General features: G+C 58.7%; 34 protein-coding genes and 1 tRNA gene. 21 read left to right on the top strand and 14 right to left on the bottom strand.

The genetic code is table 11. The features are described 5' to 3' along the window. Positions 1-37: 37 nt before the first annotated feature. Genes FIU92_RS05405 through FIU92_RS05390 form a run of 4 tightly spaced genes read left to right on the top strand, consistent with a single transcriptional unit; the run spans position 38 to position 3,514 of the window. Positions 38-739, top strand: a complete 702-nt coding sequence (locus FIU92_RS05405) for a glutathione S-transferase family protein (RefSeq protein WP_152457586.1) — start codon at positions 38-40, stop codon at positions 737-739. Between the two features lies 1 nt (position 740). After that, positions 741-2,114: an L-serine ammonia-lyase gene (locus FIU92_RS05400; protein WP_152457585.1), complete on the top strand. Its 1,374-nt coding sequence runs from the start codon at positions 741-743 to the stop codon at positions 2,112-2,114. Between the two features lie 23 nt (positions 2,115-2,137). Then, positions 2,138-2,554: a GFA family protein gene (locus tag FIU92_RS05395; protein ID WP_152457584.1), complete on the top strand. Its 417-nt coding sequence runs from the start codon at positions 2,138-2,140 to the stop codon at positions 2,552-2,554. A gap of 45 nt (positions 2,555-2,599) precedes the next feature. Beyond that, positions 2,600-3,514: a DMT family transporter gene (locus FIU92_RS05390; RefSeq protein ID WP_152457583.1), complete on the top strand. Its 915-nt coding sequence runs from the start codon at positions 2,600-2,602 to the stop codon at positions 3,512-3,514. On the opposite strand, the gene FIU92_RS05385 is transcribed toward FIU92_RS05390, so the two are convergent. Then, a complete protein-coding gene (locus FIU92_RS05385) occupies positions 3,459-4,166 on the bottom strand; it encodes a thiamine diphosphokinase (protein ID WP_152457582.1) in 708 nt (235 codons plus the stop codon). The two genes, FIU92_RS05390 and FIU92_RS05385, sit on opposite strands and share 56 nt — an antisense overlap. Positions 4,167-4,289: 123 nt before the next feature. Here FIU92_RS05385 and FIU92_RS05380 point away from each other — a divergent pair, with 123 nt between their 5' ends. Further along, entirely contained in the window at positions 4,290-5,987 is a 1,698-nt protein-coding gene (locus FIU92_RS05380; protein ID WP_152457581.1) for a hypothetical protein, read from the top strand. Positions 5,988-6,137: 150 nt separating this feature from the next. On the opposite strand, the gene FIU92_RS05375 is transcribed toward FIU92_RS05380, so the two are convergent. From FIU92_RS05375 to nthA, 5 genes are all read right to left on the bottom strand, one after another. After that, positions 6,138-6,374 (bottom strand): DUF2842 domain-containing protein, encoded by a 237-nt coding sequence (locus FIU92_RS05375; RefSeq protein WP_152457580.1) that lies wholly within the window; start codon positions 6,372-6,374, stop codon positions 6,138-6,140. Beyond that, positions 6,374-7,669 (bottom strand): adenylosuccinate synthase, encoded by a 1,296-nt coding sequence (locus FIU92_RS05370; RefSeq protein WP_152457579.1) that lies wholly within the window; start codon positions 7,667-7,669, stop codon positions 6,374-6,376. The genes FIU92_RS05375 and FIU92_RS05370 overlap by 1 nt, the downstream gene beginning before the upstream one ends. 223 nt (positions 7,670-7,892) lie before the next feature. After that, complete coding sequence (locus FIU92_RS05365) at positions 7,893-8,222, bottom strand: nitrile hydratase accessory protein (protein ID WP_152457578.1); 330 nt, start codon at positions 8,220-8,222, stop codon at positions 7,893-7,895. Further along, entirely contained in the window at positions 8,219-8,896 is a 678-nt protein-coding gene (nthB, locus tag FIU92_RS05360; RefSeq protein ID WP_152457577.1) for a nitrile hydratase subunit beta, read from the bottom strand. The genes FIU92_RS05365 and nthB overlap by 4 nt, the downstream gene beginning before the upstream one ends. Beyond that, on the bottom strand, positions 8,893-9,507 hold the full coding sequence (gene nthA / locus FIU92_RS05355; protein WP_152457576.1) for a nitrile hydratase subunit alpha: 615 nt from the start codon (positions 9,505-9,507) through the stop codon (positions 8,893-8,895). The genes nthB and nthA overlap by 4 nt, the downstream gene beginning before the upstream one ends. Before the next feature lie 151 nt (positions 9,508-9,658). Between nthA and secG the strand changes: the two genes are divergently transcribed. The 12 genes from secG (at position 9,659) to FIU92_RS05295 (ending at position 18,902) form a co-directional block, all read left to right on the top strand. Next, positions 9,659-10,024: a preprotein translocase subunit SecG gene (gene secG, locus FIU92_RS05350; RefSeq protein ID WP_152457575.1), complete on the top strand. Its 366-nt coding sequence runs from the start codon at positions 9,659-9,661 to the stop codon at positions 10,022-10,024. Between the two features lie 160 nt (positions 10,025-10,184). After that, complete coding sequence (locus FIU92_RS05345) at positions 10,185-11,828, top strand: CTP synthase (protein ID WP_152457574.1); 1,644 nt, start codon at positions 10,185-10,187, stop codon at positions 11,826-11,828. Positions 11,829-11,950: 122 nt separating this feature from the next. Further along, positions 11,951-12,433: a bacterioferritin gene (locus FIU92_RS05340; protein ID WP_152457573.1), complete on the top strand. Its 483-nt coding sequence runs from the start codon at positions 11,951-11,953 to the stop codon at positions 12,431-12,433. 167 nt (positions 12,434-12,600) lie between these two features. Next, positions 12,601-13,377 (top strand): isocitrate lyase/phosphoenolpyruvate mutase family protein, encoded by a 777-nt coding sequence (locus FIU92_RS05335; protein WP_152457572.1) that lies wholly within the window; start codon positions 12,601-12,603, stop codon positions 13,375-13,377. 75 nt (positions 13,378-13,452) lie between these two features. Continuing rightward, positions 13,453-13,746, top strand: a complete 294-nt coding sequence (locus tag FIU92_RS05330; RefSeq protein WP_152457571.1) for a DUF1330 domain-containing protein — start codon at positions 13,453-13,455, stop codon at positions 13,744-13,746. 42 nt (positions 13,747-13,788) lie between these two features. Further along, positions 13,789-14,238, top strand: coding sequence for a TerB family tellurite resistance protein (locus FIU92_RS05325; protein ID WP_152457570.1), 450 nt, complete (start codon positions 13,789-13,791; stop codon positions 14,236-14,238). A gap of 20 nt (positions 14,239-14,258) precedes the next feature. Further along, the gene (locus FIU92_RS05320) at positions 14,259-14,696 is read left to right on the top strand and encodes a TerB family tellurite resistance protein (RefSeq protein WP_152457569.1); all 438 of its coding nucleotides are present in this window, start codon (positions 14,259-14,261) and stop codon (positions 14,694-14,696) included. A 5-nt stretch (positions 14,697-14,701) separates the two neighbouring features. Continuing rightward, the gene (locus FIU92_RS05315; protein ID WP_371419743.1) at positions 14,702-15,460 is read left to right on the top strand and encodes a phosphate/phosphite/phosphonate ABC transporter substrate-binding protein; all 759 of its coding nucleotides are present in this window, start codon (positions 14,702-14,704) and stop codon (positions 15,458-15,460) included. Between the two features lie 109 nt (positions 15,461-15,569). After that, positions 15,570-16,346, top strand: a complete 777-nt coding sequence (locus FIU92_RS05310; RefSeq protein WP_152457567.1) for an ABC transporter ATP-binding protein — start codon at positions 15,570-15,572, stop codon at positions 16,344-16,346. 33 nt (positions 16,347-16,379) lie between these two features. After that, entirely contained in the window at positions 16,380-17,129 is a 750-nt protein-coding gene (locus FIU92_RS05305; RefSeq protein WP_152457566.1) for a transporter substrate-binding domain-containing protein, read from the top strand. Between the two features lie 82 nt (positions 17,130-17,211). Continuing rightward, positions 17,212-18,099 carry an ABC transporter permease gene (locus FIU92_RS05300; protein WP_152457565.1) on the top strand — a complete coding sequence of 296 codons (888 nt, stop codon included), beginning with the start codon at positions 17,212-17,214 and terminating at the stop codon, positions 18,097-18,099. Further along, the gene (locus FIU92_RS05295) at positions 18,096-18,902 is read left to right on the top strand and encodes an ABC transporter permease (RefSeq protein ID WP_152457564.1); all 807 of its coding nucleotides are present in this window, start codon (positions 18,096-18,098) and stop codon (positions 18,900-18,902) included. The genes FIU92_RS05300 and FIU92_RS05295 overlap by 4 nt, the downstream gene beginning before the upstream one ends. 94 nt (positions 18,903-18,996) lie before the next feature. Here the strand turns inward: FIU92_RS05295 and FIU92_RS05290 are convergent. Together FIU92_RS05290 and FIU92_RS05285 are read right to left on the bottom strand one after the other, a co-directional pair. Beyond that, positions 18,997-19,073: transfer RNA gene (locus FIU92_RS05290), tRNA-His, on the bottom strand. Positions 19,074-19,120: 47 nt separating this feature from the next. Next, on the bottom strand, positions 19,121-19,603 hold the full coding sequence (locus tag FIU92_RS05285) for a GNAT family N-acetyltransferase (RefSeq protein WP_152457563.1): 483 nt from the start codon (positions 19,601-19,603) through the stop codon (positions 19,121-19,123). Positions 19,604-19,680: 77 nt separating this feature from the next. Between FIU92_RS05285 and FIU92_RS05280 the strand changes: the two genes are divergently transcribed. Continuing rightward, entirely contained in the window at positions 19,681-19,869 is a 189-nt protein-coding gene (locus tag FIU92_RS05280) for a DUF6324 family protein (protein ID WP_152457562.1), read from the top strand. A 2-nt stretch (positions 19,870-19,871) separates the two neighbouring features. Here FIU92_RS05280 and FIU92_RS05275 read toward each other — a convergent pair whose 3' ends face one another. Next, a complete protein-coding gene (locus tag FIU92_RS05275) occupies positions 19,872-20,303 on the bottom strand; it encodes an MmcB family DNA repair protein (RefSeq protein ID WP_152457561.1) in 432 nt (143 codons plus the stop codon). 114 nt (positions 20,304-20,417) lie between these two features. Here FIU92_RS05275 and FIU92_RS05270 point away from each other — a divergent pair, with 114 nt between their 5' ends. Beyond that, the gene (locus FIU92_RS05270) at positions 20,418-20,741 is read left to right on the top strand and encodes a helix-turn-helix transcriptional regulator (protein WP_152457560.1); all 324 of its coding nucleotides are present in this window, start codon (positions 20,418-20,420) and stop codon (positions 20,739-20,741) included. Continuing rightward, complete coding sequence (locus FIU92_RS05265; RefSeq protein ID WP_152457559.1) at positions 20,734-21,159, top strand: SRPBCC domain-containing protein; 426 nt, start codon at positions 20,734-20,736, stop codon at positions 21,157-21,159. Before FIU92_RS05270 ends, FIU92_RS05265 begins: the two co-directional genes overlap by 8 nt. A gap of 214 nt (positions 21,160-21,373) precedes the next feature. Here FIU92_RS05265 and FIU92_RS05260 read toward each other — a convergent pair whose 3' ends face one another. The 5 genes from FIU92_RS05260 to FIU92_RS05240 form a co-directional block, all read right to left on the bottom strand. Continuing rightward, entirely contained in the window at positions 21,374-21,679 is a 306-nt protein-coding gene (locus FIU92_RS05260; protein WP_152457558.1) for a hypothetical protein, read from the bottom strand. Between the two features lie 59 nt (positions 21,680-21,738). Then, on the bottom strand, positions 21,739-22,221 hold the full coding sequence (gene nusB, locus FIU92_RS05255; protein WP_152457557.1) for a transcription antitermination factor NusB: 483 nt from the start codon (positions 22,219-22,221) through the stop codon (positions 21,739-21,741). Next, positions 22,218-22,769 carry a 6,7-dimethyl-8-ribityllumazine synthase gene (locus FIU92_RS05250; RefSeq protein ID WP_152457556.1) on the bottom strand — a complete coding sequence of 184 codons (552 nt, stop codon included), beginning with the start codon at positions 22,767-22,769 and terminating at the stop codon, positions 22,218-22,220. The genes nusB and FIU92_RS05250 overlap by 4 nt, the downstream gene beginning before the upstream one ends. 2 nt (positions 22,770-22,771) lie before the next feature. Beyond that, positions 22,772-23,893, bottom strand: a complete 1,122-nt coding sequence (gene ribB / locus FIU92_RS05245; protein ID WP_152457555.1) for a 3,4-dihydroxy-2-butanone-4-phosphate synthase — start codon at positions 23,891-23,893, stop codon at positions 22,772-22,774. 99 nt (positions 23,894-23,992) lie between these two features. Further along, positions 23,993-24,580, bottom strand: coding sequence for a riboflavin synthase (locus FIU92_RS05240; RefSeq protein ID WP_152457554.1), 588 nt, complete (start codon positions 24,578-24,580; stop codon positions 23,993-23,995). Positions 24,581-24,730: 150 nt separating this feature from the next. On the opposite strand from FIU92_RS05240, the gene FIU92_RS05235 reads away from it, so the two are divergent. After that, positions 24,731-26,020 (top strand): capsule biosynthesis protein, encoded by a 1,290-nt coding sequence (locus FIU92_RS05235; protein WP_371419742.1) that lies wholly within the window; start codon positions 24,731-24,733, stop codon positions 26,018-26,020. The last annotated feature ends 78 nt before the right edge of the window (positions 26,021-26,098 follow it).

The raw sequence follows: 26,098 nt of genomic DNA, 5'->3' as shown, positions 1-26,098 counted from the left end.
GTCTTACGCTCTCATCTTTGTCATATAGATTGCCCGCATGTTGACCCGATACCGCCTGCACTACGCCCCTGACAACGCCTCGCTGGTGATCCGGCTGGTGCTGGAAGAAATGGAGGCACCTTATGAAACTGTGCTGGTCGATCGCCGTCGCAACGAACAGGACAGCGCGGCGTACAGGGCATTGAACCCCAACGGGCTGATCCCGGTGCTTGAAACTCCGCAAGGGCCGATATTTGAAACGGCGGCAATCCTGCTGTGGCTGTCCGAGCGCCACGGGCAACTGGCCCCGGCAACAGAGGCCCCCGAACGCGCCGAGTTTTTGAAATGGCTGTTCTTTACGTCCAACACGCTGCACGCCGATCTGCGCATTATGTTCTATGCCGAGAAATACATCACCCCACCACAGGCTGATACCCTGCGCGCAGGCATCCGCCCCCGTTTGAAGCAGCACCTGCAACTACTGGATGCGCTGGCAAAACGCGCGCCAGCCTGGTTCTGCGCGGAATGCCCATCGGTTTTGACCTATTATGTCGCCTGCATGATGCGTTGGATGGCCTTGTATCCGGCCGATGCAGATCGCAGCTGGTATGCGCTGGCTGACACCCCGGCCCTGCAAACCATCCTGGCACAGCTCGAGACACGCCCCGCCACCCACACGGCCATCGCGGCCGAGGGTCTGGGCCCCGCACCCTACACCTCTCCAATTTACGCCAACCCCTTAGAAGGCTCAGCTACCTGACATGTTCCTCTCTGTCTTCGATATGTTCAAAGTGGGCATCGGCCCGTCCTCCTCCCACACCATGGGCCCCATGGTGGCGGCGGCGCGCTTTCTGGATATGATGCGTGCTTCACCCTTTGAATTTGCGGGTCTGAAGGGCTCGCTGCATGGCTCGCTCGCCTTTACCGGCGTCGGCCATGCGACCGACCGGGCGACCATACTGGGCCTGGCCGGCTTTGTTCCGGACACCTATGACAACGACAAGGCCGAGGCCGCATTGGCGGATATCGCCAAGACGCACACGGTTACCCCCGACGGCCTGCCGACGCTTCAGTTCGATCCCAATACAGACCTGATTTTCGACTATGACACCAACCTGCCGGGACACGCCAACGGGATGATCCTGATGGCCACGGACGCGCAGGGGGACGTGATCCTGCGCCAGGTGTTCTATTCCATCGGTGGTGGTTTTGTCCTGACCGAAGAAGAACTGGCCGAAGGCAAGGCAACGGATGAGGGCGCACCGGTGCCGTTCCCGTTCAAGTCCGCGGCTGAAATGCTGAAGATGGCCAAATCCAGCGGCAAAACCATCGCCGAGATGAAGCGCGCCAATGAGATTGCGCGCGGCTGCGCCGACAGTTTCGCCAAAGGATGCGCCCGTCTGTGGGACGTCATGAATGCCTGTATCGAACGCGGTTTGACGACCGACGGCATTCTGCCCGGCGGGCTGAAAGTGCGACGCAGGGCAAAGGGTATCTATGACGCGCTGATGGCCGAACGCGGCATGAACCTGACCGCGCCGCACACGATCAACGACTGGATGAGTGTCTACGCCATGGCGGTCAACGAAGAAAACGCCGCCGGTGGGCAAGTCGTAACGGCACCGACCAACGGGGCGGCGGGCGTTCTTCCTGCGGTGCTGCGCTATTACCTGGACCACGTTCCTGGTGCCTCGGAGAGCCATATCGAAGATTTTCTTCTGACCGCGGCCGCGATTGGCGGGCTGGTCAAATACAATGCGTCCATCTCGGGGGCCGAAGCGGGGTGCCAGGCCGAGGTCGGCAGCGCATCAGCCATGGCCGCGGCGGGGCTCTGCGCCGTGATGGGCGGTACGCCCGAACAGGTTGAAAACGCCGCCGAGATCGCGTTGGAGCATCATCTGGGCATGACCTGCGATCCCGTCGCCGGGCTGGTTCAGGTGCCCTGTATCGAACGCAACGGGCTGGGGGCCATCAAGGCTGTGTCCGCCGCGTCTTTGTCCCTTCGCGGGGATGGAGAGCATTTCGTGCCGCTGGATGCGGTGATCGAAACGATGCGTCAGACCGGTCATGACATGCACGAAAAATACAAGGAAACCTCGCTTGGTGGATTGGCCGTGAACGTGCCAAACTGCTGAGATCGCAACAAATGGGGGTCGATATGCGTGGACATTGCCTGTGCGGCAGCATCAAGTACGAAATCGACCCTCCTGCCCTGTCCTGCGTCACCTGTCATTGCGACAGCTGCCGACGCCAATGCGCCGCGCCGATGACAACCTATTTCGCGGTTCGTGACGGTCAGTGGCGCTGGATCGGGGAAGAGCCGAAACGCTTCAACTCTTCGCCCGGAGTCGAGCGCAGCTTTTGCCCGGATTGCGGCACGCCAATCTCGTTCCGCTCGGCCAAAATGTCGGATGTGCTGCATCTTTACGTCGCCACTTTGGAGACCCCCGAGGCAATGCAGCCCACATTGCACGTGTCTATTGAAGAAAGGCTGAGCTGGCTGCATCTGGATGACAACCTGCCCACCTGCACCGGGCCGGATTACACAAAGGTTCAACCCCTGCCCGACGCCTGACATTCGACCTTTCCACTGCGCCGCGAAGCAGATAGCGTCGCGCACATGACTCAGGATCGTCCCGTCTTGGGCATCTTCTTGATGCTCGGTTTTTGCGTGCTTGCACCCTTGGGGGATGCGATGGCAAAGCTGTTGGGCGAAACGACACCGTTGGGTTTGCTGGTTGCAGCCCGGTTCGCGGTGCAAGCGCTGATTCTTATCCCGTTGGTGATGATAACAGGCCGGCCCTGGCGGATGCACGGGCGTATCCTGCGCCTGACAGTCATCCGCACGCTGTTGCACATCATCGGCATAACCGCGATGTTCAGTGCGTTGCAGTTCCTGCCCCTGGCTGATGCCATCGCCATTGCATTTGTCATGCCGTTCATCATGTTGCTGCTGGGCAGATACGTTCTGGGCGAAGAGGTCGGCGCGCGGCGCCTGGTGGCCTGCATCGTCGGTTTCATCGGCACACTACTGGTCATACAGCCCAGCTTTGCCGAGGTGGGCTTACCTGCCCTGCTGCCGTTGATCGTTGCCGTGGTCTTTGCCCTGTTCATGCTGGTCACGCGGCAAATCGCCAAGGAAACTGATCCGATTTCCTTGCAGGCGGTGTCTGGTGTCATGGCAACTGTGGGGCTGGTTCCTGTCCTTGTGATCGGAACATCGCTTGGTATCTGGAACCTGTCAGCCGCCTTGCCCGCCCCCGACATGTTTTGGCTGCTGATCGCGATAGGAGTTTTGGGAACTGTCGCACATCTGCTGATGACATGGTCGCTGCGCTATGCACCTTCGGCCACGCTGGCCCCGATGCAATATCTGGAAATCCCTGTGGCGACCCTGATTGGCTGGGCCATCTTCAGCGACCTGCCGGACGGGCTGGCGGCGGTTGGGATCATGATCACGGTCGCCGCCGGTTTGTACGTTATTCTTCGCGAACGGGCCACCGCTCGCTCTGCCCCGACAGAAACACCTGCATAAGCGGATCGAGTGCGGCGCGGGGAACCATCACCAACAGGCCGGGCCCATCCATCTGCAATTCAACATCCGATAGTGCGCGATTGGAGGTACCCACCCGGTCGTCCGGCTGCAACCGCAGGCCGTCGATGGGCCATTCCAGTCCGGTGCTGCGCCCCGTCACAGGGCGCATTGGAAACAGCGACACCACATCCCCCGGCAAAACCGGCAGCCGCATTTGGCGGGGTGCGTGAAACACCACCTCATGCACGCCCAGCAGAATGCAGGCCTGTTCCCGACGTCTGACCAGCACGTTCAGAACGGCAAGCTGATGATCAAGCCGTCCGCCCAGAAAACCGGCCCCCAAAACCAGTGGAGCCTGCACATTGCGCAAGGCCTTGTCGAAATCGGTGCTGTCCTGTTCACGAATGGCAAAAAGCCGGTCAGACGGGATTTTGGCTTTCGTTGCTTTGTCCAGCGAATCGAAGTCCCCGATGACCGCATCCGGAATCCGGCCTGATTCTGTCAGAACTGCCGCTCCACCATCCGCTGCAACGACAGAAGTGACGCGGTTCAGCACCAAATTCAGGTCCTCGGAACCAACAAAACCACCCCCAAACAACCCGATTGGATCGGCAGAGCGTACAATTGGTTCATTTTTCCAAAGATTGGCCATTTTTCCCGGATTTGGACACATTAAGACCACAAAATGATAGGTTCATGCATAAAGTTCAGAGCCTTCGTGTGCTCCCGATTCCGGGTAAGTGGGCTCTCGTAGTTTGTAAAGGACGTGCGTCTGATGGTACAGAATAACAAGGTATTGACCGTTTCATATGGAACCTTCTCCTGCACTTTGGAAGGATTCGACGATTCCTTTGAAACGATGAAAGCCATTGCCGAATATTTCCGCGATCTTGCTGCAGATGATCGTTACTTCGGCTCAGAGCCTCCACAACCAGACGCCGAAATGCTGACCCGTATCGCACGCCGCGACGCATCGCAACGCGTCGAAGCCAGCCAAAACGAATCCGGGCTTCTGCTGCGTGCCGCTCCAAACACCGAAGCCCCGGCACCAGTCGCTTCTGACGCAGAGGGCCCGCGTGCGCAAAATGCAGATGCCATGACCACCTCCCCTCCCGAATATGCGCAAGCAAGCCCGGGGCAGACCGCGTTCACGAACGCGGAGACCGTCGACGCCACCACATCTCCGCCGGCCGACAGCATTGCCGCAAAACTGCAACGCATCCGGGCCGTTGTTTCCCATTCGGACGTCCCCCCCACTGCCTATTCCGAAGACGAGGAAACTTCGCTGCTGGCCAACACCGCCCCCCCGGTGGACGCCGTGGCCGCTGCGTTCGAAGCAGGTGCTCTCAATGCGGATGACTTTGCTGAACCTGCTGAGCCCGAGGCCGCAGAAATCGAGGATCTGCAAGCGCTTGACGCCGAAGACGTACAAGACGCGTCGGCAGTATCAGAAAAACAGGCCTTCGAAACCGCCGCGCCGATTATCGAGAACGATTCCGAACAGCAGGTGCAACTGACCCCCGACCACCTGCGGGATGAAGAAATCGAGGTCGCAACGGACGACGCGCAGCTTCCTGCTGAGCCCCTGTTCTCGGATCTGGAAGAGGATACCGACGAGGAAATCGACGAAGAAGATGTTCCAAACATCCTCAACGTCGAAGACGTGGCGATCGAATCCGAAGATGAAGCAGATGACGAGCCGCAAGACGATCAGGCGCAAGGAGTATTGTCGGAAGAGGACGAAATTCAGCTGCTGTCCGAGATTTCCGAAATCGAAAAAGACATGGCAGGCCGTTCAAGCCAAAAACTGACGGATGACGCCGACCCTGATCAGGATATCTCGCGACTGATGGCCAAAACCGGTGAACATATGGAGGATCCCTCCAGCAGCGACGCGCGAGAAACCTATTCGCACCTTCGCACCGCCGTTGCCGCGACCGAGGCCGACCGTGATGACCAACCGGCCCCGAAAACCTCGCCTGTTGATGAGTATCGCGTTGATCTTGCGTCAGCGGTCAGCCCGCGCCGCCCCGAAGTGAACGTGACCAGCATACGCCCGGAAGCAGACGCTCCGGCTCCGTTGAAGCTGGTTGCTGAGCAGCGCGTGGACGATCAAAGCGAATCCAATGGCCCCGTGATGCCGCGTCGCGTGACCACTCAGGTGGAAGAAACCGGGTCGGAAGAAGGCGGTTTTGCGCAATTCGCACAGGATCAGGGTGCACAGTCGCTCCAGGACCTGCTTGAAGCGGCCGCAGCCTACCTGTCTTTCATCGAAGGACAGCAACAATTCTCGCGCCCGCAACTTATGAACAAAGTCCGTTCTTTGAAGCAGGATGAGTTCAATCGCGAAGAAAGCCTGCGCTCCTTCGGACAGCTCCTGCGCGATGGAAAAATCGAAAAAGCCGGCGGCGGACGTTTTGCGGCCTCTGACCTGATCGGCTTCCGACCTGATGATGAGCGCGCAGTAGGCTGACTGCCGCGCCAATTGACAAAAAAGGGCCGGGTGAACCCCGGCCCTTTTGCTATGGCGCGCCCAGAGACAAACGCACGTTGTTAGACAAGACACAGCGTTGCCCATTGTACCGGGCCCGACCAGCCGCCTTGGTCCGAGCAATGGCCCGGCTCAGGATTGATCCGGGTCCTCTTTGCCAACGCCGCGAAAAACGAACTTGAACGGCAGGGCCCAAAGAATGCCCAGAACGATATAGACCAGAAGTTCCATCCATATCGGGGGGCGCTCCAGCCAGTTCAGAACCGTCACCACCGCCACAATGTAAAGTGGCAGGCCGATCACAAGAATAACCAACGACCAGCGCCGGCGCGCCTTATAGCTCAGACCTGTTTTCTGCTCTTTGTTCATCAATCTGCAAACGGGTCGGTCACCAGAATGGTGTCGTCCCGCTCCGGGCTGGTGGACAAAAGGGCCACAGGGCATTCGATCAGCTCTTCCACCCGGCGCACATACTTGATTGCGTTGGCGGGCAGATCGGCCCAGCTGCGCGCGCCTTCAGTGGATTCGCTCCAGCCCGGCATTTCTTCGTAGATCGGGGTGCAGCGCGCCTGTTGTTCTGCGGCAGTCGGCAGATAGTCGAGGCGCTCGCCGTCCAGTTCATAGCCTGTGCAGATCTTCAGGGTTTCGAACCCATCCAGAACGTCCAGTTTTGTCAGAGAAATACCGTTCACGCCACTGGTCGCGCAGGTCTGACGAACCAGGCACGCATCAAACCAGCCACAGCGGCGCTTTCGACCTGTCGTTGTTCCGAACTCATGCCCGCGTTCCCCAAGGCGCTGACCATCCGCATCCTCAAGTTCTGTCGGGAATGGGCCTTCGCCGACACGGGTGGTGTAGGCTTTGACAATCCCCAGCACAAAGTCGATCGATCCCGGTCCAATCCCCACCCCGGTCGCGGCCTGGCCAGCGATCACGTTGGACGAGGTCACGAATGGATAGGTGCCGAAATCGATGTCCAGCAGAGCGCCCTGCGCCCCTTCGAACAGGATGCGTTTACCCGCTTTGCGCTTTTCGTTCAGCACTTTCCACACAGGCGCAGCAAACGGCAGAATCTCTTGCGCGATCTCTTTCAATTGGGCGATCAGCGCGTCGCGGTCGACCGGCTCGATTCCCAGACCCTTGCGCAGCGGGTCATGGTGCTGCAAAGCACGGTCCACCCGAGCCTCGAGCGTGGCCTCATCCGCCAGATCCGCGACGCGAACGGAACGGCGCCCGACCTTGTCTTCATAAGCGGGTCCAATCCCACGACCTGTGGTGCCGATCTTGGTTCCCTTGCTGGCCGCCTGTTCGCGCGCACGATCCAACTCGCCGTGGATCGGCAGGATCAACGGGGTGTTCTCGGCAATCATCAGCGTATCGGGGGTGATTTCCACACCTTGTGCCTGGATGGTCGCGATTTCTTTGACCAAATGCCAGGGGTCCAACACCACGCCGTTGCCGATGACGCTCAGCTTACCGCCGCGCACGACACCGGACGGCAGAGCGTGCAGCTTGTAAACTTCGCCATCAATCACCAGCGTATGTCCGGCATTATGCCCGCCCTGAAAACGCGCGATCACGTCCGCCCGTTCGCTGAGCCAGTCGACGATCTTGCCTTTTCCTTCGTCACCCCACTGGGCGCCGACAACAACCACGTTGGCCATATCCGGTCCTTTTGCGCTGAGTTATCAAACCCGGCTCATATAGCGGGGCGCAAACGGCAGGGAAACCGATATTTCGCCGCAGATGAAAATCGCGCGAACGCGCGATGCCTCCGGCGGGGATATTTATGGCCAGATGAAAAGCGGTCCCCTGCTTCATCTGGCTGAAAATATCCCGGGGGAGCCGCACGGAACGGGCGGCGGGGGCAGAGCCCCCTGCCCGGCATCAACGCAGATGCACCGGTTGCCCATGAGGTGTCGTCAGATAAGCCTCTTCCCAGGACTGACGTAGCCCTTTTACCTCCTGTGGCGGCGCGACGCCCTGCTCGGCCAGCAACCCCTCGAGCGTTTCCAGCCATGCATGGAAATAGTCGTCGCCGCCGTCCAGCTCTCGCGCGAGCCCGTGGCGTTTCAACGTGCCCGAGAACCGTGCCGCCCAATCGGACCAATCGAACCGCCCCGCCTCGTTCAGGGCAACGGTGACGGCAAAGACCTGAGCGTGCCAGGGTTCGGCAAACACCGGTTCTGGGGCTGAATGCTCGTTGCAGCCGCTCATGCCGGTTCCAGATAACTTTGCCATAGGTCCAGTACCACTTCGTCATCCGGATGCTCCGGGCTGGTCCAAAGTTCCGAAGCGGGGAAGACCACGGCATAGATCGGTTCGGGCGCTTCGCCCAGCCCATGGGCATTGGAATCGGGCAGGACATGGATTCCGTGCAGGCGCAGTATTCGACCCCTGGCACCGGACGCATAATTCGGCAGGCGTGTGTGCCCGCCATCCACAATGCGATTTCCCGCCGGACGGGTCGTGACCACTTGTTGACCGACGGAAAACTGTACCGCCACGTTCGAAGGTCTGTCCGCTGGTCCACCTTTGGCCAGGGCGGCTGACACGGCGTCCGCCTTGAGCATCCGTTCCGCCAACGGATGCGGCCCATCCTCTCCGCCGCTGCGCAGGTCATCCAGAGAAAGAACGCCGCGTTCAACCAACAGGTCAGCCAGGCCCGAAATCCATTTCTCGTAATATGAAAACCGGGCATAGTCCTTTGGCGACAACCGTTCCCTTGCGTGGCGGGATACGTCGATATTCCACTGCCCCAGAAAGCCGGATGCAAGTGTCACCGCCAGCGCCCGTGCGTGCCAGTCTTCGGCAAAAACCGGCCCATCCTCGGCCTCGGGATTTATCGGACCATCTCCAAAGCGGCCGCCCATATCGTGAACGCGGGTCATGAAGGGGCCTTCGGTAGGCCCGTGCCGATCATGCTGTCACGTGTCACGAGTGCGGCAAGCGCCTCCTCACTCATCCCATCAGTTCCATCGGGACGCATCGGCAGAACGAGATAGCGAACCTCGGCCGTCGAATCCCAGACCCGCACCGAAGTGTCTTCAGGCAGGGTGAGGCCGAATTCGGCCAGTACCTTGCGGGGTTCACGCACCGCTCGGGCACGGTAGGCATCAGATTTATACCAGCCCGGCGGGATACCCAGCAACGGCCAAGGATAGCAGCTGCACAAGGTGCAGACGACCATGTTGTGCCGGGTTGGCGTGTTCTCGACAACAACCATGTGTTCACCCTGGCGACCATAATAGCCAAGATCCGCGACCATCGAGGTGGCGTCTTCCAGCAGAGCGGCCTTGAAAGCTGGGTCGCTCCAGGCTTTGGCAACCACCCGCGCACCGTTCTGCGGGCCAATCTTGTTCTGATAGGTGTCGATGATTTCGTCCAGAGCCGCCGGGTCGATCAGGCCCTTGCGGGTCAGAATCGTTTCCAGCGCTTTGACGCGCAGCGCGGGTTCGGACGGCAAAAGGGCGTGCGGGTGGTCGTGGTCGTCATGAGGCATGGGCCGCAGCCTGCGTCACGCATCGGCGTTCTGTCCAGTCCCTTTGACGTGATATGACATATCACGTGCGGTGATGCGAACTCCTCACTTGCCCCCGCTGGCAAACTTGCATAGATACCACGCGATACACGCCACGCTGTACAGGAACACCATGGAAAACGTCGTTCTCATCATCCACCTTCTTTTGGCCCTAGGCTTGATTGCCGTTGTTCTGATGCAGCGGTCCGAAGGCGGTGGCCTTGGCATGGGTGGCGGTGGTGGCGGAGCCATGACAGGCCGTGCAGCAGCGACCGCTTTGGGCAAACTGACCTGGATCCTCGCCGCTTGCTTCATCGTGACCTCGATCACGCTGACCATTCTGGCGGCGCAGAAGTCTTCGGGCAGCTCGGTGATCGACCGTTTGGGCGTGCCGGCGCCGGCTTCAAGCGAAGAAAGTACTCCGGCAATTCCGTCGGCGGATGACCTTCTGCCGCCTGCACAGGGCGACAACGCGCCACTGATCCCGCAGGCCGACTGACCTACAAAACCTAGAAACATGGAAGAGGACTGCAACAGCATCTTGCGGTTCTCTTGCGCTTTTGGCGCGAATCCTTTATACGTGAAGTCCCGTGATGCAGCGGTTTTTCGAAACCGTCGGGCAGCTGATAATGACGTCTCACGGGAGCAGCCGAAAAACTATGGCGCGTTTTATATTCATCACTGGTGGTGTGGTTTCGTCCTTGGGCAAAGGACTGGCTTCGGCGGCGTTGGGCGCCTTGTTGCAGGCCCGGGGGTACTCGGTACGGCTGCGCAAGCTGGACCCCTATCTGAACGTGGATCCGGGGACGATGTCGCCGTTTGAGCACGGCGAAGTGTTCGTCACCGATGACGGGGCCGAAACCGATCTGGACCTGGGCCATTACGAACGGTTCACCGGCGTGGCCGCGCGCAAGACCGACTCGGTCAGTTCGGGGCGGATCTATTCCAACGTGCTCGAAAAGGAACGCCGCGGGGATTATCTGGGCAAGACCATTCAGGTGATCCCGCACGTCACCAACGAGATCAAGGATTTCATCGCCATCGGCGAGGATGAGGTTGATTTCATGCTGTGCGAAATCGGTGGCACCGTGGGCGATATTGAGGGTCTGCCGTTTTTCGAGGCGATCCGCCAGTTCAGTCAGGACAAGCCGCGTGGTCAGTGTATTTTCATGCACCTGACACTGTTGCCTTACATCAAGGCCTCTGGCGAGCTGAAAACCAAGCCGACCCAGCACTCGGTGAAAGAGCTGCGCTCGATTGGCCTCGCCCCCGACATTCTGGTTTGCCGCTCTGAAGGGCCTATCCCGACCAAAGAGCGTGAAAAACTGGCACTGTTCTGCAACGTCCGCCCTGATAGCGTTATTGCCGCGCAGGACCTGAGTACAATCTACGACGCTCCGCTGGCGTATCATCGCGAAGGTCTGGATCAGGCGGTTCTGGATGCGTTCCAGATCAGCCCGGCACCGAAACCCGATCTGGCGAAATGGGAAGATGTCAGCGACCGCATCCACAACGCTGAAGGCGAAGTGAAGGTTGCCATCGTCGGTAAATACACCCAGCTGGAAGACGCCTATAAGTCGATCGCCGAGGCGCTGACCCATGGCGGCATGGCCAACCGGGTCAAGGTCAAGGTCGAATGGGTTGACGCCGAGGTCTTCGACAACGAAGACGTCGCCCCCTATCTTGAAGGTTTCCACGCCATCCTCGTCCCCGGAGGCTTTGGCGAACGTGGCACAGAGGGCAAAATCAAGGCCGCGCAATATGCGCGCGAGCACAAAGTCCCCTATCTGGGCATCTGCCTTGGGATGCAGATGGCCGTGATCGAGGCCGCCCGAAATGCGGCTGGCATCAAGGAAGCCGGTTCGGAAGAATTCGACCACGAAGCCGGGAAGAAACGTTTTGAACCTGTCGTGTACCATCTGAAGGAATGGGTGCAGGGCAACCACAAGGTCGAACGCAAGGTCGGTGACGACAAGGGCGGCACCATGCGCCTGGGCGCTTACAATGCGGTGCTGGCAGAAGGATCGAAAGTCGCTGAAGTTTATGGCGGCACACAGATCGAAGAGCGCCACCGTCACCGCTATGAAGTGGACATCAAATACCGTGAGCAGCTTGAAAAGGCCGGGCTCAACTTCTCGGGCATGTCGCCGGACGGACGCCTGCCCGAGATCGTGGAATGGTCGGATCACCCATGGTTCATCGGCGTGCAGTACCACCCGGAACTGAAGTCCAAACCGTTCGATCCGCATCCCCTGTTCCGCGATTTCGTGCGCGCTGCGAAAGACACCTCGCGCCTGGTCTGACCCTGGGCTGTGTCGGACTGTCACCCCGCGTTGTTTTGTGCGGGCTGATCTCTTAACTGTATGTGCAAGCAGAATTTCTGCTTCGCAGGCTCAATGCCGTTCAGAGTTTCAGGAGATTTCCGATGAGCAACGCAACAACGATTACCAACCTCCAGCAAGCGCTTCATATGGAGCTGACGGCGGCGCACCAGTACCAGCTGCATGCCCATGTGCTGGAGGACTGGGGGCTGGACATCCTTGCCGAAAAAATGCGCGCTGAAATGCAGGAAGAATTGGGTCACTCCGACGCGTTCATCGAGCGTATCCTGTTCCTTGGCGGCGTGCCCGAGCTTGCGTTTCAGAAAAGCCCAGTCGCCGCGGGGTCTCTGGAAGACATGTTTGCCGCGGACCTGAAGGATGAAACCGAGGCGGTCGACTTCTATACCAAGGCCGCGTTGCAGGCCGCCGAGGTCGGCGATGTCGGGTCAAGGACCCTGTTCGAACGCATCTTGCTGGAAGAAGAAGGCCACAAGGACTGGCTGGACACTCAGCTGAACCTGTTGAAGCGTTTGGGTGAGGCCAATTTCAGCGCAAAATTCGTATCCGGCGCGGCAGAAGAAGCCTGAGGCACGCACCGCCGCTTGCCCATGCACCAGCATGGCCCGGACCATCTTGCCGTGGACCGGGCCGTGCGGTTTCCGTCACTTCAATGTGACGCTGCCGAGCAAAAAACCTCTACTCGGTCTGCCCTCATGGGGTTAACTGTTGATCACACAACGACAGGAGAGCCCCGATGAGCGATCAATCCCAACGCGCGAAGACCTTTGCCAGCCTTCACAAAAAGGGCGACCCCGTCATTCTGTTCAACATCTGGGATGCTGGCAGTGCCGGCGCGGTGCGGGATGCAGGCGCGCAAGCCATTGCCACAGGCAGCGCACCTGTCGCCATGGCACAGGGTTTTGGCGACGGTCAGAACATCCCGCTTGAGGCCGCATTGGACAATGCGCGCCGCATCGTTGCAGCGGTTGAACTTCCGGTGACACTGGATTTCGAAGGGGCATATGCCGAAGATCCACAGGGCATTGCGCAAAACGTCAAGCGTGCGCTGTATTGCGGCGTGGTTGGTTTCAACTTCGAAGATCAGATCATCGGCGGTGACGGGCTGTACGATACAGCTGTTCAGGCCAAACGCGTCGAAGCCATGCGCGCGGCCTGCGAAGACGCGGGCATACCTGCCTATGTCAACGCAAGAACCGACATTTTCCTGAAAGCCCCGGCAGAAACACATGATGAGGCCATGCTGAACGACGCCATTGCCCGTGCTTCGGCCTATGAGGCTGCGGGCGCCAGCGGTTTTTTTGCTCCGGGGCTGAAAGACGAGGCGATGATCAGCCGTCTGTGCGAGCGTACGAATCTGCCGGTCAACATCATCGCCCTGCCCGGCACTCCTGGCACACCGCGTCTGGCTGAACTGGGGGTTGCGCGCGTCAGCTATGGTCCGGTTCCTTATCGTCAGATGATCAAGTGGTTAACAGATCAGGCGCACGCCGCTATTCACTACCGAAACTGATCACCCTGAAGTTGTGGGATTGCAATTGCCGCCACTTCTCACCACCCTGCTTTTGAAACTGAACAGGAGGCAAGCCTGATGAAAGGCTATTGGGTTGCACATGTCGATGTGGACGACATGGACACGTACAAGACCTACATTGCTGCAAATGCGGAACCCTTTGCAGCTTATGGTGCGCGCTTTCTGACGCGCGGAGGAAAGCGCGAAGTTAAGGAAGGCGCAGCGCGCGCCCGGACCGTCGTGATCGAATTTCCCAGCTATGAGGATGCGCTTGCCTGTTACGAAAGCGAAGCATACCAGAAAGCCAAAGCACTGCGCGCCCCGGTATCGATGGGCGATCTTGTGATCATTCAGGGCTATGACGGGTAGACTAAGCTTGGCGCACCACAAAATATGGAATAATCTTTTGCCATGTTGAAAAAGTTCCTTCAGGCGCTCAGACCGCCCCAGCATGAACATCTTCCGGACCCGGATGCCGAACTTGCTCTGGGTGCGCTCATGGTGCGCGTGGCGCAGGCTGATCGGGACTACAAGCTGGAAGAGATCCGCCTGATCGACAAAATCCTGGCCCGTCTTTACCAGCACAACGCGATCGAAGCAGCCAAGGTGCGCGCCACATGCGAAAAGCTTCACGCGGCAGCGCCGGATACCGATACCTTCGGCAAGCTGATCCGTGAGACCACGGATCTGAAGGAACGCCTGGCCGCTCTGGATGCGCTGTGGGAAGTTGTTCTGGCAGATGGAAACACCGACGAAGGCGAGGTGAAAATCGTCGAGGAAGCCCGCGTTGCCATGGGGTTGAGCTTTAACGACAGCAAGGCTGCGCGTGAACGCGTTCAAAGCCGCTTGGATGTGAGTTAGTCGCTCGCTATATCTAACGCATGTTCAGTGAATTTCTTTCCAGGCTCACGCAGCCTCAGCCCGATCCTCTTGTCGACGATGACGCCCGCCTGGCCCTGACGGCCCTGCTGGTGCGTCTGGCACGGTCCGACAATGACTATTCCGATACCGAAATGGCCCGTATCGACCGAATTTCGGCGCAACGCTATGGCCTTTCCCCGTTCGAATGCGCCGCCCTGCGTGCCCGCGCAGAAGATCTTGAGGCCGAGGCCCCGGACACCGTCCGCTTTACCCGAGCCATCAAAGAGGCGGTTGCCTATGAAGATCGGCTTGCGGTCGTTCAGGCACTGTGGTCCGTGGCGTTGGCCGATGGGCACCGCACAAGCGAGGAAGATTCGCTGCTGCGTCTGGTGGTCAGTCTTCTAGGCGTAAGTGACGTGGATTCCGCTTTGGCACGGCAAAAGGCTGCAAAATCGTGATTGCCATGCTGGGCATGTATGACATGCCTGCCCTGCAAGCCGCCAATGACAGGTTCTGGAACCTGATTCGCGCCCAACTTGGATCAGGCCCGGAACACCTTACCCGAGACAAAGACGTGTGGACGGTCTGGCGGGACCCAAAACTGATTCTGGCACAAACCTGTGGCATGCCGTTTCGAACCCGATTGCATGGTCACGTGCAACTGGTTGGCACCCCGGACTATGGCCTGCCCGGATGTCCCCCCGGATACTATTGCTCGGTCTTTGTGTCTCGGAATGACGACGACCGGGATCTGGCGGGGCTGAGCACAGGCGTGTTCGCGTATAATGAGGGCTTGTCCCAATCCGGCTGGGCGGCCCCGATCACACATATGACCCAGGCAAACCTGCACCCCGCCGGACTGTTGAAAACCGGCGGGCATGCGCTGTCTGCCCAAGCCGTCGCAGATGGCAAAGCGGATTTTGCCGCGTTGGACATGCTGACGTGGCTGATGCTGCAACAACATAGCAATTTGGGGACCAAACTGCGCGAACTGGCAAGAACGACTCCGACTCCGACCCTTCCCTACATCACGTCGATGGGTCGGGATCCGCAGGTCATTGCAGGCGCTGTTCGGGCCGCGATTGACCAGCTTTGCGACGACGATCAACGATTGCTGCATATTCGCGGGTTGATCGATATTCCCGCGGCGCACTACTTGGCTGTCCCCACTCCGGCGCCCCCCAAAGATGGCGGATCAACGACTGCCCAATTTGTCGACTGATTTTGGCCAATTTGGGTGTTTCTCCGCTTGATTCTGTCATTTGCACATTGCATTGACCTTTTTTTTCGGTCCTAGTACCGGACCAACACCACCAACCACTGGACTGCCCGTGACAGAAACTGCACCCGTCATCGAAATCAAAGACCTTCACAAAAGCTTCGGAAATCTTGAAGTGTTGAAGGGGGTCGATATCACGGCACATCGCGGTGACGTGGTATCACTGATTGGGTCGTCCGGGTCCGGCAAATCGACGCTTCTGCGATGCTGCAATCTTCTGGAAGACAGCCAGCAGGGAGAAATCCTTTTCAAGGGTGAGCCTGTCAAATGGTCCGGGGAAAGCCACGGGCGCCGCCCCGCCGACTCCAAACAGGTTCTGCGCATACGAACCAACCTGTCGATGGTGTTTCAACAGTTCAATCTTTGGGCGCATATGACCATCCTGCAAAATGTGATGGAAGCCCCCGTGACCGTTCTGGGGCGCGACAGGGCCGAGGTGGAAGAAAGCGCGCGCAAGTATCTGGACAAGGTTGGCATCGGCGACAAATGCGACGCCTATCCGGCGCAATTGTCCGGCGGGCAGCAACAGCGCGCCGCCATTGCCCGCGGCCTGTGCATGGAACCCGAAGCCCTGCTGTTTGATGAACCGACTTCGGCTTTGGACCCTGAACTGGAACAGGAAGTGATCAAGGTGATCAAAGACTTGGCCGCCGAAGGGCGTACCATGATCATCGTGACGCATGACATGAAAATGGCCGCCGACATTTCAAGCCACGTGGTGTTCTTGCACCAGGGCCTGATCGAGGAAGAAGGCACGCCCGAAGATATCTTCACATCTCCTGAATCCGAACGGCTTCGGGGTTTTCTCTCCGCCACTCAGGCGGCTTAACTTCAAAAACAGAACCAAACTGGGGAGCAACCAATGAAAAATCTGATTCTGTCCACTGCCGCACTGGCGCTGACCGCCGGTATCGCCATGGCCGACACGGTCCGCATGGGAACCGAGGGCGCCTACCCTCCGTACAACTTCATCAATGATGCGGGCGAAATCGACGGCTTTGAGCGTGAAGTCGGCGACGAACTGTGCAAGCGTGCAAACCTGGAATGTGAATGGGTCAAGAACGACTGGGATTCGATCATTCCGAACCTGGTCTCGGGCAACTACGACACCATCATCGCGGGCATGTCGATCACCGACGAACGTGACGAAGTCATCGACTTCACCCAGAACTACTTCCCGCCTGCGGCTTCGGCCTATGTCGGTGCGTCTGAGGATGTTGATGTTACCACCGGCGTCGTTGCCGCACAGACCGCCACCATTCAGGCAGGCCACGTAGCCGAGTCGGGCGCGACTCTGGTCGAGTTTGCAACTCCGGAAGAAACCATCGCAGCCGTCCGCAACGGTGAAGCCGATGCCGTGTTTGCCGACAAGGACTTCCTGGTGCCGATCGTCGAGGAGTCCGCCGGAGAGCTGGTCTTCGTGGGTGATGACGTTCCGCTGGGCGGTGGCATCGGGCTGGGCATCCGTGAATCGGATGGCGAACTGCGCGGAAAGTTCGACGAGGCGATCACCTCGATGAAAGCGGATGGTTCGTTGAACGAACTGATCATCAAGTGGTTCGGCGAAGGCGTTCCGACCTACAACGCTGACGGTTCGGTCGTTACAAACTAATCCGTATCAAGCGGTTCGGCGCGTCCCTCGCGCCGAACCCTGCCCGGTGGAACAACCGGGTACGACGTTCGAAAGACGCTTCATGTTTTCCTATTGCGCTGACCCTGACACGCTTGGAACGTTCCGCTGGTTCTCCTGCTACCTGACCAACGGCGTGCACTGGTCCTTCTACCTGTCGTTCCTCAAGGTGTTGGGATTGCTGGCGGTGACCGCGCCGGTCGCATTGGCGTTTGGTTTTGTTGGCGCAATGGCCGCCCGATCACATTTCCCGCCGCTGAGCTGGCTGGGCAAAGGGTATATTGCCATCGTGCGTGGTGTTCCGGACATCGCTTTCTTCCTGTTTTTCGTGATAGCCTTGGATCAGGCATTCGAATGGACGCGGCACAAGATATTGTGCCCCGAATGGACCGACCCGATCCGGCAGGGAAATGACTTTATCGTCTGTCAGGCGGCCAAGCTGCCATTGGGGACCGCACCGGAATGGGTGCATGAAACCTACGGCTTTTTCCTGGCCGTCGTTACCTTCTCAATTGTTTTCGGGGCGTTTGCGGCAAACGTTTTGTTTGGTGGAATGCGCGCCGTGCCCCACGCGCAGCTTGAAACCGCCGAAGCATATGGCATGTCCCGTCGTCAGACCTTCTGGCGCATCCTTGTGCCGCAGATGTGGGTCTATGCCCTGCCCGGCCTGTCGAATCTTTGGATGGTTCTCATCAAGGCCACTCCGCTGCTGTTCCTGTTGGGGATCGAAGACATCGTCTATTGGGCCCGCGAACTTGGCGGCACCAAGACGTCCAAGTTCACCCAGTATCCGCATGGCGACTGGCGCATGTGGTACTTCCTGTTCCTGCTTATCTTCTACCTCGGCATGACGCGCGTATCTGAACTTGGGCTTGAAAAGCTGATGCGGAAACTGTCCCACGGGCAGGCCACGTCCGGCGGCGAGCTTCTGCGCAAGGAGACCACGGCATGAGCTGCTTGCAGACGATTCAAGATTACGGCCTGCGGTCCCTGGGTATCGGCGAGCGGCTACTGCCCAAAAGTGACTTCACCCTGTGCGAACAGTTCACGCTGATCGGGTCGGGGATGATCTGGAATGTCTATTTCGGGATCATGGCGCTGGCGACCGGATTCTTTCTGGCCACGGCCCTGGCCGTCGGCAAGGCGTCAGCAAACAAATGGCTTCGCAAGCCTTCGGAATGGTTCATTTTCCTGTTTCGCGGCTCGCCCTTGTTTATCCAGTTTTTCTTCGCCTATTTCCTGTTCCTGTCGCTGAAGAAATCCAACCCGATGTTCGACGCCTTCACCTCGGCCTGGCTGGGGGCGCTGATCGTGCTGTTCCTCAACACTGCCGCCTATTCAGGCGAGATCTTTTACGGAGCGCTAAGGTCCATTCCCAAGGGCGATATCGAAGCCGCAGATGCCTATGGCATGTCAGGCTGGGCCCGTTTTCGCCGGATCGTCTGGCCCACCATGTTGCGTCTTGCCTGGCCTGCCTACACAAACGAAGCAATCTTTCTTTTCCACGCAACAACGCTGGTCTTCTTTTCAGCCTTTCCGGCATGGCAGCAACGCGGAGACGCCCTGTATTACGCCAGTTACTTTGCGGACAAGACGTTCAACCCGTTCATCCCATACCCGATACTGGCGTTCTATTTCATCCTGCTGACGCTGGTGATTGTCGGGGGCTTTGGCCTGATCAATAAACGCCTGAACCGGCACCTGCCGGTCGCAAAACGGGCCAAGATGCGGTTCAAACTGAACCTGGCGCGCTGAGTTTCGGCGCGCCAGTCACGTCTGGACACCAAATCAAATCAACGCCAATCACCGCGCGCCCGCACGTTTTTCAGCACATTCAAAAGGGGAGAAGTGGTACCGCCTCCCTGGCTTGAACAGGGGACCTCTGGATCCACAATCCAGCGCTCTAACCAACTGAGCTAAGGCGGCACTCGTGAGGGGCGATGTACCGAACACGCCCGCGGAATGCAAGAGCATTAAAGCCGAAATTTCCAGCTTTGTTCGACAAGATCGACACCGAAGGAATGCACCGCTTTGCTATCTGTCAATTCCCAGCCGGACGCCTTGTAAAGTGCGCAGGCGGCGGTATGGCTTTCGTGCGTCCACAGAACCATTTCTTTGTATCCTGCCCCGCGTGCGAAGGCAGTGCATGCTTGCAACAGGCGCTTTCCCAGCCCCAGCCCTCGTGCTTTCGGGACAAGCAGAAACAGCCGCAACTTGGCGGTATTCCGGTCAACAGCAACGCAGAAAATACTGCCCAGACGCTGCCCGTCCTGCTCGGCGATCCAGCCTCTTTCAAGCTCGGGGTCACTGTTGGCCATGAAGTCGTCAAGGATGCTGGCCACCAGGGGCGCAAAGCTGTCATCAAACCCTTCGTCGCGCGCATAAAGCAGACCGTGCTGTTCAACCAGCCACGCGGCGTCATCGGGGTGAAAGGGTCTGAGAACGGCGTCTTCCATATCTCATCTGACCGCAAAGGTGACTTGATTCTCAACCCCGTGCGCGCTAGCAGGAACGCTCAGTCTCGGAGGCACAGATGGGCATCAATACCGAACGCGACATTCAGGCAAACCTGCAAATCGGTCCGACCGATCAGGGTATGGTCCGCCTGTTCATCGAAGCTGACGGCATCGAAATACCGATGGATTTTGACCCGGAAGAAGCAGAAGAAATCGCCGACGAAATTCGTGCTGCGGTACAAGCCGCCCTTGCCGTCAAAGGTTGACCTTACAGCCTGGGATCCCGAAGCGCGTGTAAACGGCGCGCGGCATCCGTTGCAAATTTCTGGATCATCTTCTTGCGCCGCGCCGGTGCGATTTTGTCCTCGGGCGCCATGCGCACGATTTCCGCATCATAGGCATCGGCGATGATCAGGCCTGTTTCATCAGGCAACAGATCGGTCGGGAATTCCGTGTCGACGGCCCAAAAGAATCGGTCACACCATTCCAAATAGCCCTGCCATTTCGAATCCGACTGATAATCGGCACGGCTGGATTTGCACTCAATCACCCATAACTCACCCTTTGGCCCCAGCCCCATCACGTCAACGCGCAACCCGCGCGCAGGTACGAATTCCTCCACGGAAACAAAGCCATGCGCCGCAAGATGCCGCGCGACGCCACGTGCCAGTCTCTGTCCTGGTTGCAGATCCAAAGTCATAGCTGAAAATGTGAACAATTAGCGAACAAAAGTAAAGTGCCTTTGCGTCTTGACATGGTACCTTTTGGTATTGCAATAATATGACACCAAAAGGTACTATTTCTGGGGTTGCTTATGGAGAACCAAACTCAAAACGCGTTTCGCGCGCTGGCCGATCCCACACGCCGGAACATCGTGCGACTGCTCTCGTCACAGGACATGACGATCGGGCAGTTGACGGACCGGTTCGACATGACCCGCGCTGCGGTCAAAAAACACCTGACGATTCTGTCCGACGGTGGGTTGATCACAGTCGAAGCGCGCGGCCGGGAACGCATCAATCGACTTGAACCACAGGGTATGGCCCCGGTGCTCGACTGGCTCAGCTATTTTGACCAGTTCTGGGACGATCGCCTCAACTCTCTCAAGGAAGCCATTGAAAGGAAACAAAATGACTGATGCCGTATTGAAGAAATCGATTTTCCTCAGGGCGGAACCGGAAACCGTTTGGGCTTATCTTACGGAACCTGAGCATTTGGCGGAATGGTTCCACAAACCTGAAAGAACACTGGCAGAAGGTCAGAAGCTTGAGATGTTCGGCACGACAAGCGGCGACTTGCTGATCTGGGGAGAGGTCCGTGTCGCCCGCCCCCCAAAATATCTTGAACACACCTTCACCGTCAAACCGATGGGAGACGCTGTAAGCGTGGTCAAATGGACATTGGAGCCGGTCTTGGGCGGCACACGTCTTGAGCTTGTGCACGAAGGATTGCCGCAAGGCGTCGCAGCATTTGATCTGATCCTGGCCCTGGACAAAGGATGGGATGAACATTTCGGCAAGTTGCGTGTGTCATTGCACGAAACAGTTGACGCCTGACCTCTTGCGCGAACCCGTCAGACGCCCTACTTAAGCGCGTGGCGGGTTCTGCCCTTCTTGTGACAGGTAGCATTCTGGTGGCCTTAAGCAATTCCGAGGGGGCTGGCTCTGTTCAGGTCCTGGCCTGATTACCCGGCGCCCACCTGTACATACAGGTCCTCGGGAATCAAACCGCACGGTTGACTGGTGGTCCCGCCGCACTTTCCCTGAAATATTAGCGCCCTGCGCGGGCTTCCTGTTTCACGGTTGCCGGCTCGAAGCTGTGTGCGACCGGTGTTCCCCGGCGCGGCCCCTGCGGCTTTTCCGCCATGCTCATGATCTTGTACGCGAACTGAACGCCGGCAAAGACGATGCCGTTCATGAACCAGATCATCACCAACGCGATCAGGCCGATTTCCGACCCGGTGATCAGATGCCGAAGGTTCGCGACGTTCAGCGCCAAGAGCACCCCGACAAACACGGCCGAAATGACGAAACCCCAGGCGACTTGCGTGATATACAGGCGGATCAGTTTGGGCATGGCGAACCTCCTTGCGCTTCGACAACAATGCTAGCGCATGTCTGGTTCAGGTAAACGTGTCAGAACGCCTCGGGCTGGGCCTCGCGCGCCATGTGATCCAGCACGGCATTGACGAATTTTGGTTCTTTACCTTCTGAAAAAAAGGCACGCGCCACATCGACAAACTCGGTGATCACCACCTTGGGCGGTGTGCCGCTTTGGGTCAGTTCCGCACCCGCCGCGCGAAACAGCGCGCGCAGGGTCGGGTCGATGCGCGCGATCGGCCATTTCGCCACCAGCGCGCGGTCGGTCATCTGGTCGATCGGCGCCTGATAGTTCACCGCGTCATCCACCAGCTTGCGGAACAGCGTGCTGTCGCCCTCGAGCATCTCGTCGCCCTCGTAGACCGCGCCGAACCGGTGGTCCAGAAACTCGTTGACCACCTGCTCGGTCGTCTGGCCCGACTGTTCCATCTGGAACAGCGCCTGCACGGCATAAAGCCGCGCTGCGGATTTCATCAGGCGTTTCCGGTTTGCCGGTTTCGGCGTGTCTGTCTGGGTCATGCTGTCGTTGATCCGTTGCTGTCGCCCGCCACCAGGATGGACTCGGACGGCGGCTTGAATCCGACGCCCTTTTTCGAAGCGCCCCACTTACGGCTGAGCGCGATCAGATGCAAGGCCGCAGCGGCCGCGCCACCCCCTTTATTCATCTTTTCCGGATCGGCGCGGACTTCGGCCTGCTCGTCATTCTCGACCGTCAGGATGCCGTTGCCGATGCACAGCCCCTGTAGGCCCAGCAGCTGGATCGCGCGGCTGGAGTCGTTGCAGACGGTTTCGTAATGCGTGGTCTCACCGCGGATGACGCAGCCAAGCGCGACATAGCCGTCAAAGTTGCACTGTCGGTCGGCCATTGCGATGGCCGTGGGAATTTCCAGCGCGCCGGGCACTTCGACCACTTCGCAGGTGCCGCCAGCCGCTTCGATCTCGGCCGTGGCACCCGCAATCAGGTTGTCGGCGATCGAGCGGTAGAACGGAGCCGCCACGATCAGCAGTTTCACCGGCTTGTCGAAGCTGGGTGTCGGCAGAATTCCGTGTTTGTCTTGTTCAGCCATGTTCAGTCTTCCTTCAGAATCGAGCGGGTGCCGACGATGGACAGGCCAAACGCGTCCAGCCCAAGATACACCGTTTCAGGAGAGTCGGTCAGAAGCACCAGTTCCTGAATCCCCATCTTGGACAGGATCTGCGCCCCCAGACCGGTTTGCTTGATGGTGCGCGGGCCTTCATCTTCGACCGCATACAACGAGTTGCGCGGCTGGCGGAACAGGCAGACCACTCCGCGGCCCTCTTCGGCGATCTTTTCCATCGCGCGCGGCAACTCGCGCGATGATTTCGGGCCAAGCCCCAGGATATCCGGCGCTTCGTGCAGGGCGTGCGTGCGCGTCAGAACGGGCTCGGGCGTGGTGATGTCACCTTTGATCATGACAACATGTTCAATGCCGTGGGTCTGATCGGTGAAAATCCGCATTTCCCACTCACCGCCGTATTCCGAGGTGACTGTTTGACGAGAAGTCTCGACAACCAGATTGTCATTGCGCGCCCGATAGCTGATCAGGTCGCTGATCGTGCCGATTTTCATGTTGTGCTTTTTGGCGAACTCGACCAGATCCGGCAGGCGCGCCATGGTTCCGTCTTCATTCATGATCTCGCAGATCACGCCTGACGGGTTCAGCCCGGCAAGACGCGAGATATCCACGGCGGCCTCGGTATGGCCTGCGCGCACCAGCACCCCGCCCCGCTTTGCCCGCAACGGGAAGACATGGCCCGGGGTGGCGATATGCGCCATCGTGTTCTGTTCGTTGATCGCGGTCGCCACGGTCAGCGCCCGGTCGGCGGCTGAAATCCCGGTGCTGACACCTTCGCGTGCCTCAATCGAAACCGTAAAGGCCGTCTCGTGGCGGGATGAGTTGTTCACGGCCATCATAGGCAAGCCCAGCGCATCTATCCGTTCTGCCGTCATCGGCAAACAGATCAGACCGCGCCCGTGGGTGGCCATGAAGTTGATCGCCTTGGCATCCGCAAACTCGGCCGGGATCACCAGATCGCCTTCGTTCTCGCGATCTTCGTGATCGACCAGAATGTACATCCGGCCGGCGCGCGCCTCTTCGATGATTTCTTCGATCGGGCTGATCGCGTCACGCAACTGGGCCTCGACCGGTCCGGGGGTTTCAAAGCTCATGGGGCAGCCTTTCACATGGCAGGTTTGCTCGGCGGAATAGACCACTGAGGGCGCAAAGACCAGTCCACAAACGGCGCTGGGGTTTTCCGACGCGACGTATCAGGACATCTCGGCCAGGCGCGCGACGTACCGGGCCAGCGTATCGATCTCAAGATTGATGCGATCGCCCACACCGACATCGCCCCAGGTCGTGACTTCCTTGGTGTGAGGGATGAAATTGATGCCGAACTCGCAATCATTCACGTCATTGACCGTCAGCGATGTTCCGTTCAGCGCAACCGACCCTTTTGGCGCTATGAACCGCGCCAGTGCTTTTGGTGCGCGCAAGGTGACACGTGTGCTGTCGCCTTCATCCTCGACCGCTACCACTTCGGCCACACCATCCACATGACCCGAAACGATATGACCGCCCAGTTCATCACCGACTTTCAGCGCTCGCTCCAGATTGACGCGTTTGCCGACGGCCCAGGTATCAAGATTGGTCTTCGAAACCGTCTCGGCGCTGATCTGAACATCATACCAATCGTCGCCCAGCGCGATCACCGTCAGGCACACACCATCACTGGCAATCGAGGCTCCGATATCGATACCGGCCGTGTCATAGGCCGTCTCGATCCGGGCGCGCAGATCCCCCTGCTGTTCCAGCTCGGTGACGGTGCCGATGTCGGTGACGATCCCTGTGAACATTCCGTTAACCCTCAGTTCCTAACCTGTGCCTGCTATTCACCGTCGAGGTAAGCCCAATGGGCCGCGCGGGCAAGCCCCGCCTTGCCGTACAAGACCCAAACGGGCATAGTTTCGGCAACAAATACCAAAAGAGCAGTCTAGATGCCGCAAATGCCCTCAGGCTCAGACAAACGGGTCTTCCTGTTTCTTCAGGGACCTCACGGGCCGTTTTTCTCAACACTCGGGCGGATGTTGCGCGCCACGGGGGCACAGGTCTGGCGGGTTGGGTTCAATGCGGGGGATCAGGCGTTCTGGTTCGACAAGGCAAGTTTCATCGCGTTCCGGAACAAGCCCGGCGATTGGCCCGAGACATTGAACAGGTTGATTGCCGACAAGGGCGTCACGGATATCGTTCTCTATGGCGACACGAGACCGGTCCACGCTCGCGCAGTTGAGATTGCGAAGTCTCAAGGGCTGACAATTCACGTTTTCGAAGAAGGCTACCTGCGGCCTTGGTGGGTTACGTACGAGCGGGACGGGTCAAACGGGCACTCGCGCCTGATGTCACTGAATGTCGACCAGATGCGGCAGGCTCTGGCCCGGTCGGACGGCAAAACGCCCCCGCCACCATCGCATTGGGGGGATATGCGGCAACACATATTCTACGGCGCCCTCTATCATTGGTTCGTCATGTTCCTGAACAAGGGATACCGTAATTTCCGGCCTCATCGTGATCTGTCGGTTTCACAGGAATTCCGGTTGTATTTCAAACGCCTGATGCTGATGCCTGTTCATCGCCTGCAACGCAGCATTGCCACGACGCGCGTCAGATGGGGGGGCTTCCCCTATCACCTCGTGTTGCTGCAACTGGGGCATGACAGTTCGGTTCAGGCCCATTCCGAATTCTCTTGCATGTCCGATTTTCTGGAACTGGTCATCGCAGGATTCGCGCAAGGCGCACCGGCGCATCACAGGCTGGTTGTAAAAGAGCACCCTTTGGAAAACCACCGTGAACCATTGCACCTGCGTGCCATGGACATTGCCAGGAAACACGGGGTGCAGAACCGTGTTCACTATGTCCCCGGCGGAAAACTGGCAGGTTTGCTGGATGAGGCGAACTCGGCCGTCACCGTGAATTCCACTGCGGGGCAGCAGGTCTTGTGGCGGGGTATTCCGCTGCGTATTTTCGGACGTTCGGTTTATGACAAGACCGACTTCGTATCACAGCAGTCGATCGCCGCATTTTTTGCGGCACCAGACGCGCCGGATGTCGACGCCTATCGCTGTTACCGGCAATTCCTGCTGGAAACCAGCCAGATTCCGGGCGGGTTTTATTCTAGGCGCGGCAGGCGGCAGTTGCTGCGCCGCGCCGTGGACATGATGCTCAGCAGCAGTGACCCTTATCAGGCCCTTCTGAACAAGAACGAGGCACCGACGCCACAGTTGAAAATCGTCGAGTAATTCGGGCGCTCTGTGACTGGAAGTTGTGCTGCTTACCGGCTAATCTTCCCGCAACAACAAAAGACTGAGGATATCCGG

The sequence above is a fragment of the Ruegeria sp. THAF33 genome (assembly GCF_009363615.1).
Classification (GTDB): Bacteria; Pseudomonadota; Alphaproteobacteria; order Rhodobacterales; family Rhodobacteraceae; genus Ruegeria.
Note: the sequence above shows the minus strand (reverse complement) of the source record. Positions and strands in the feature narration are given on the sequence as shown.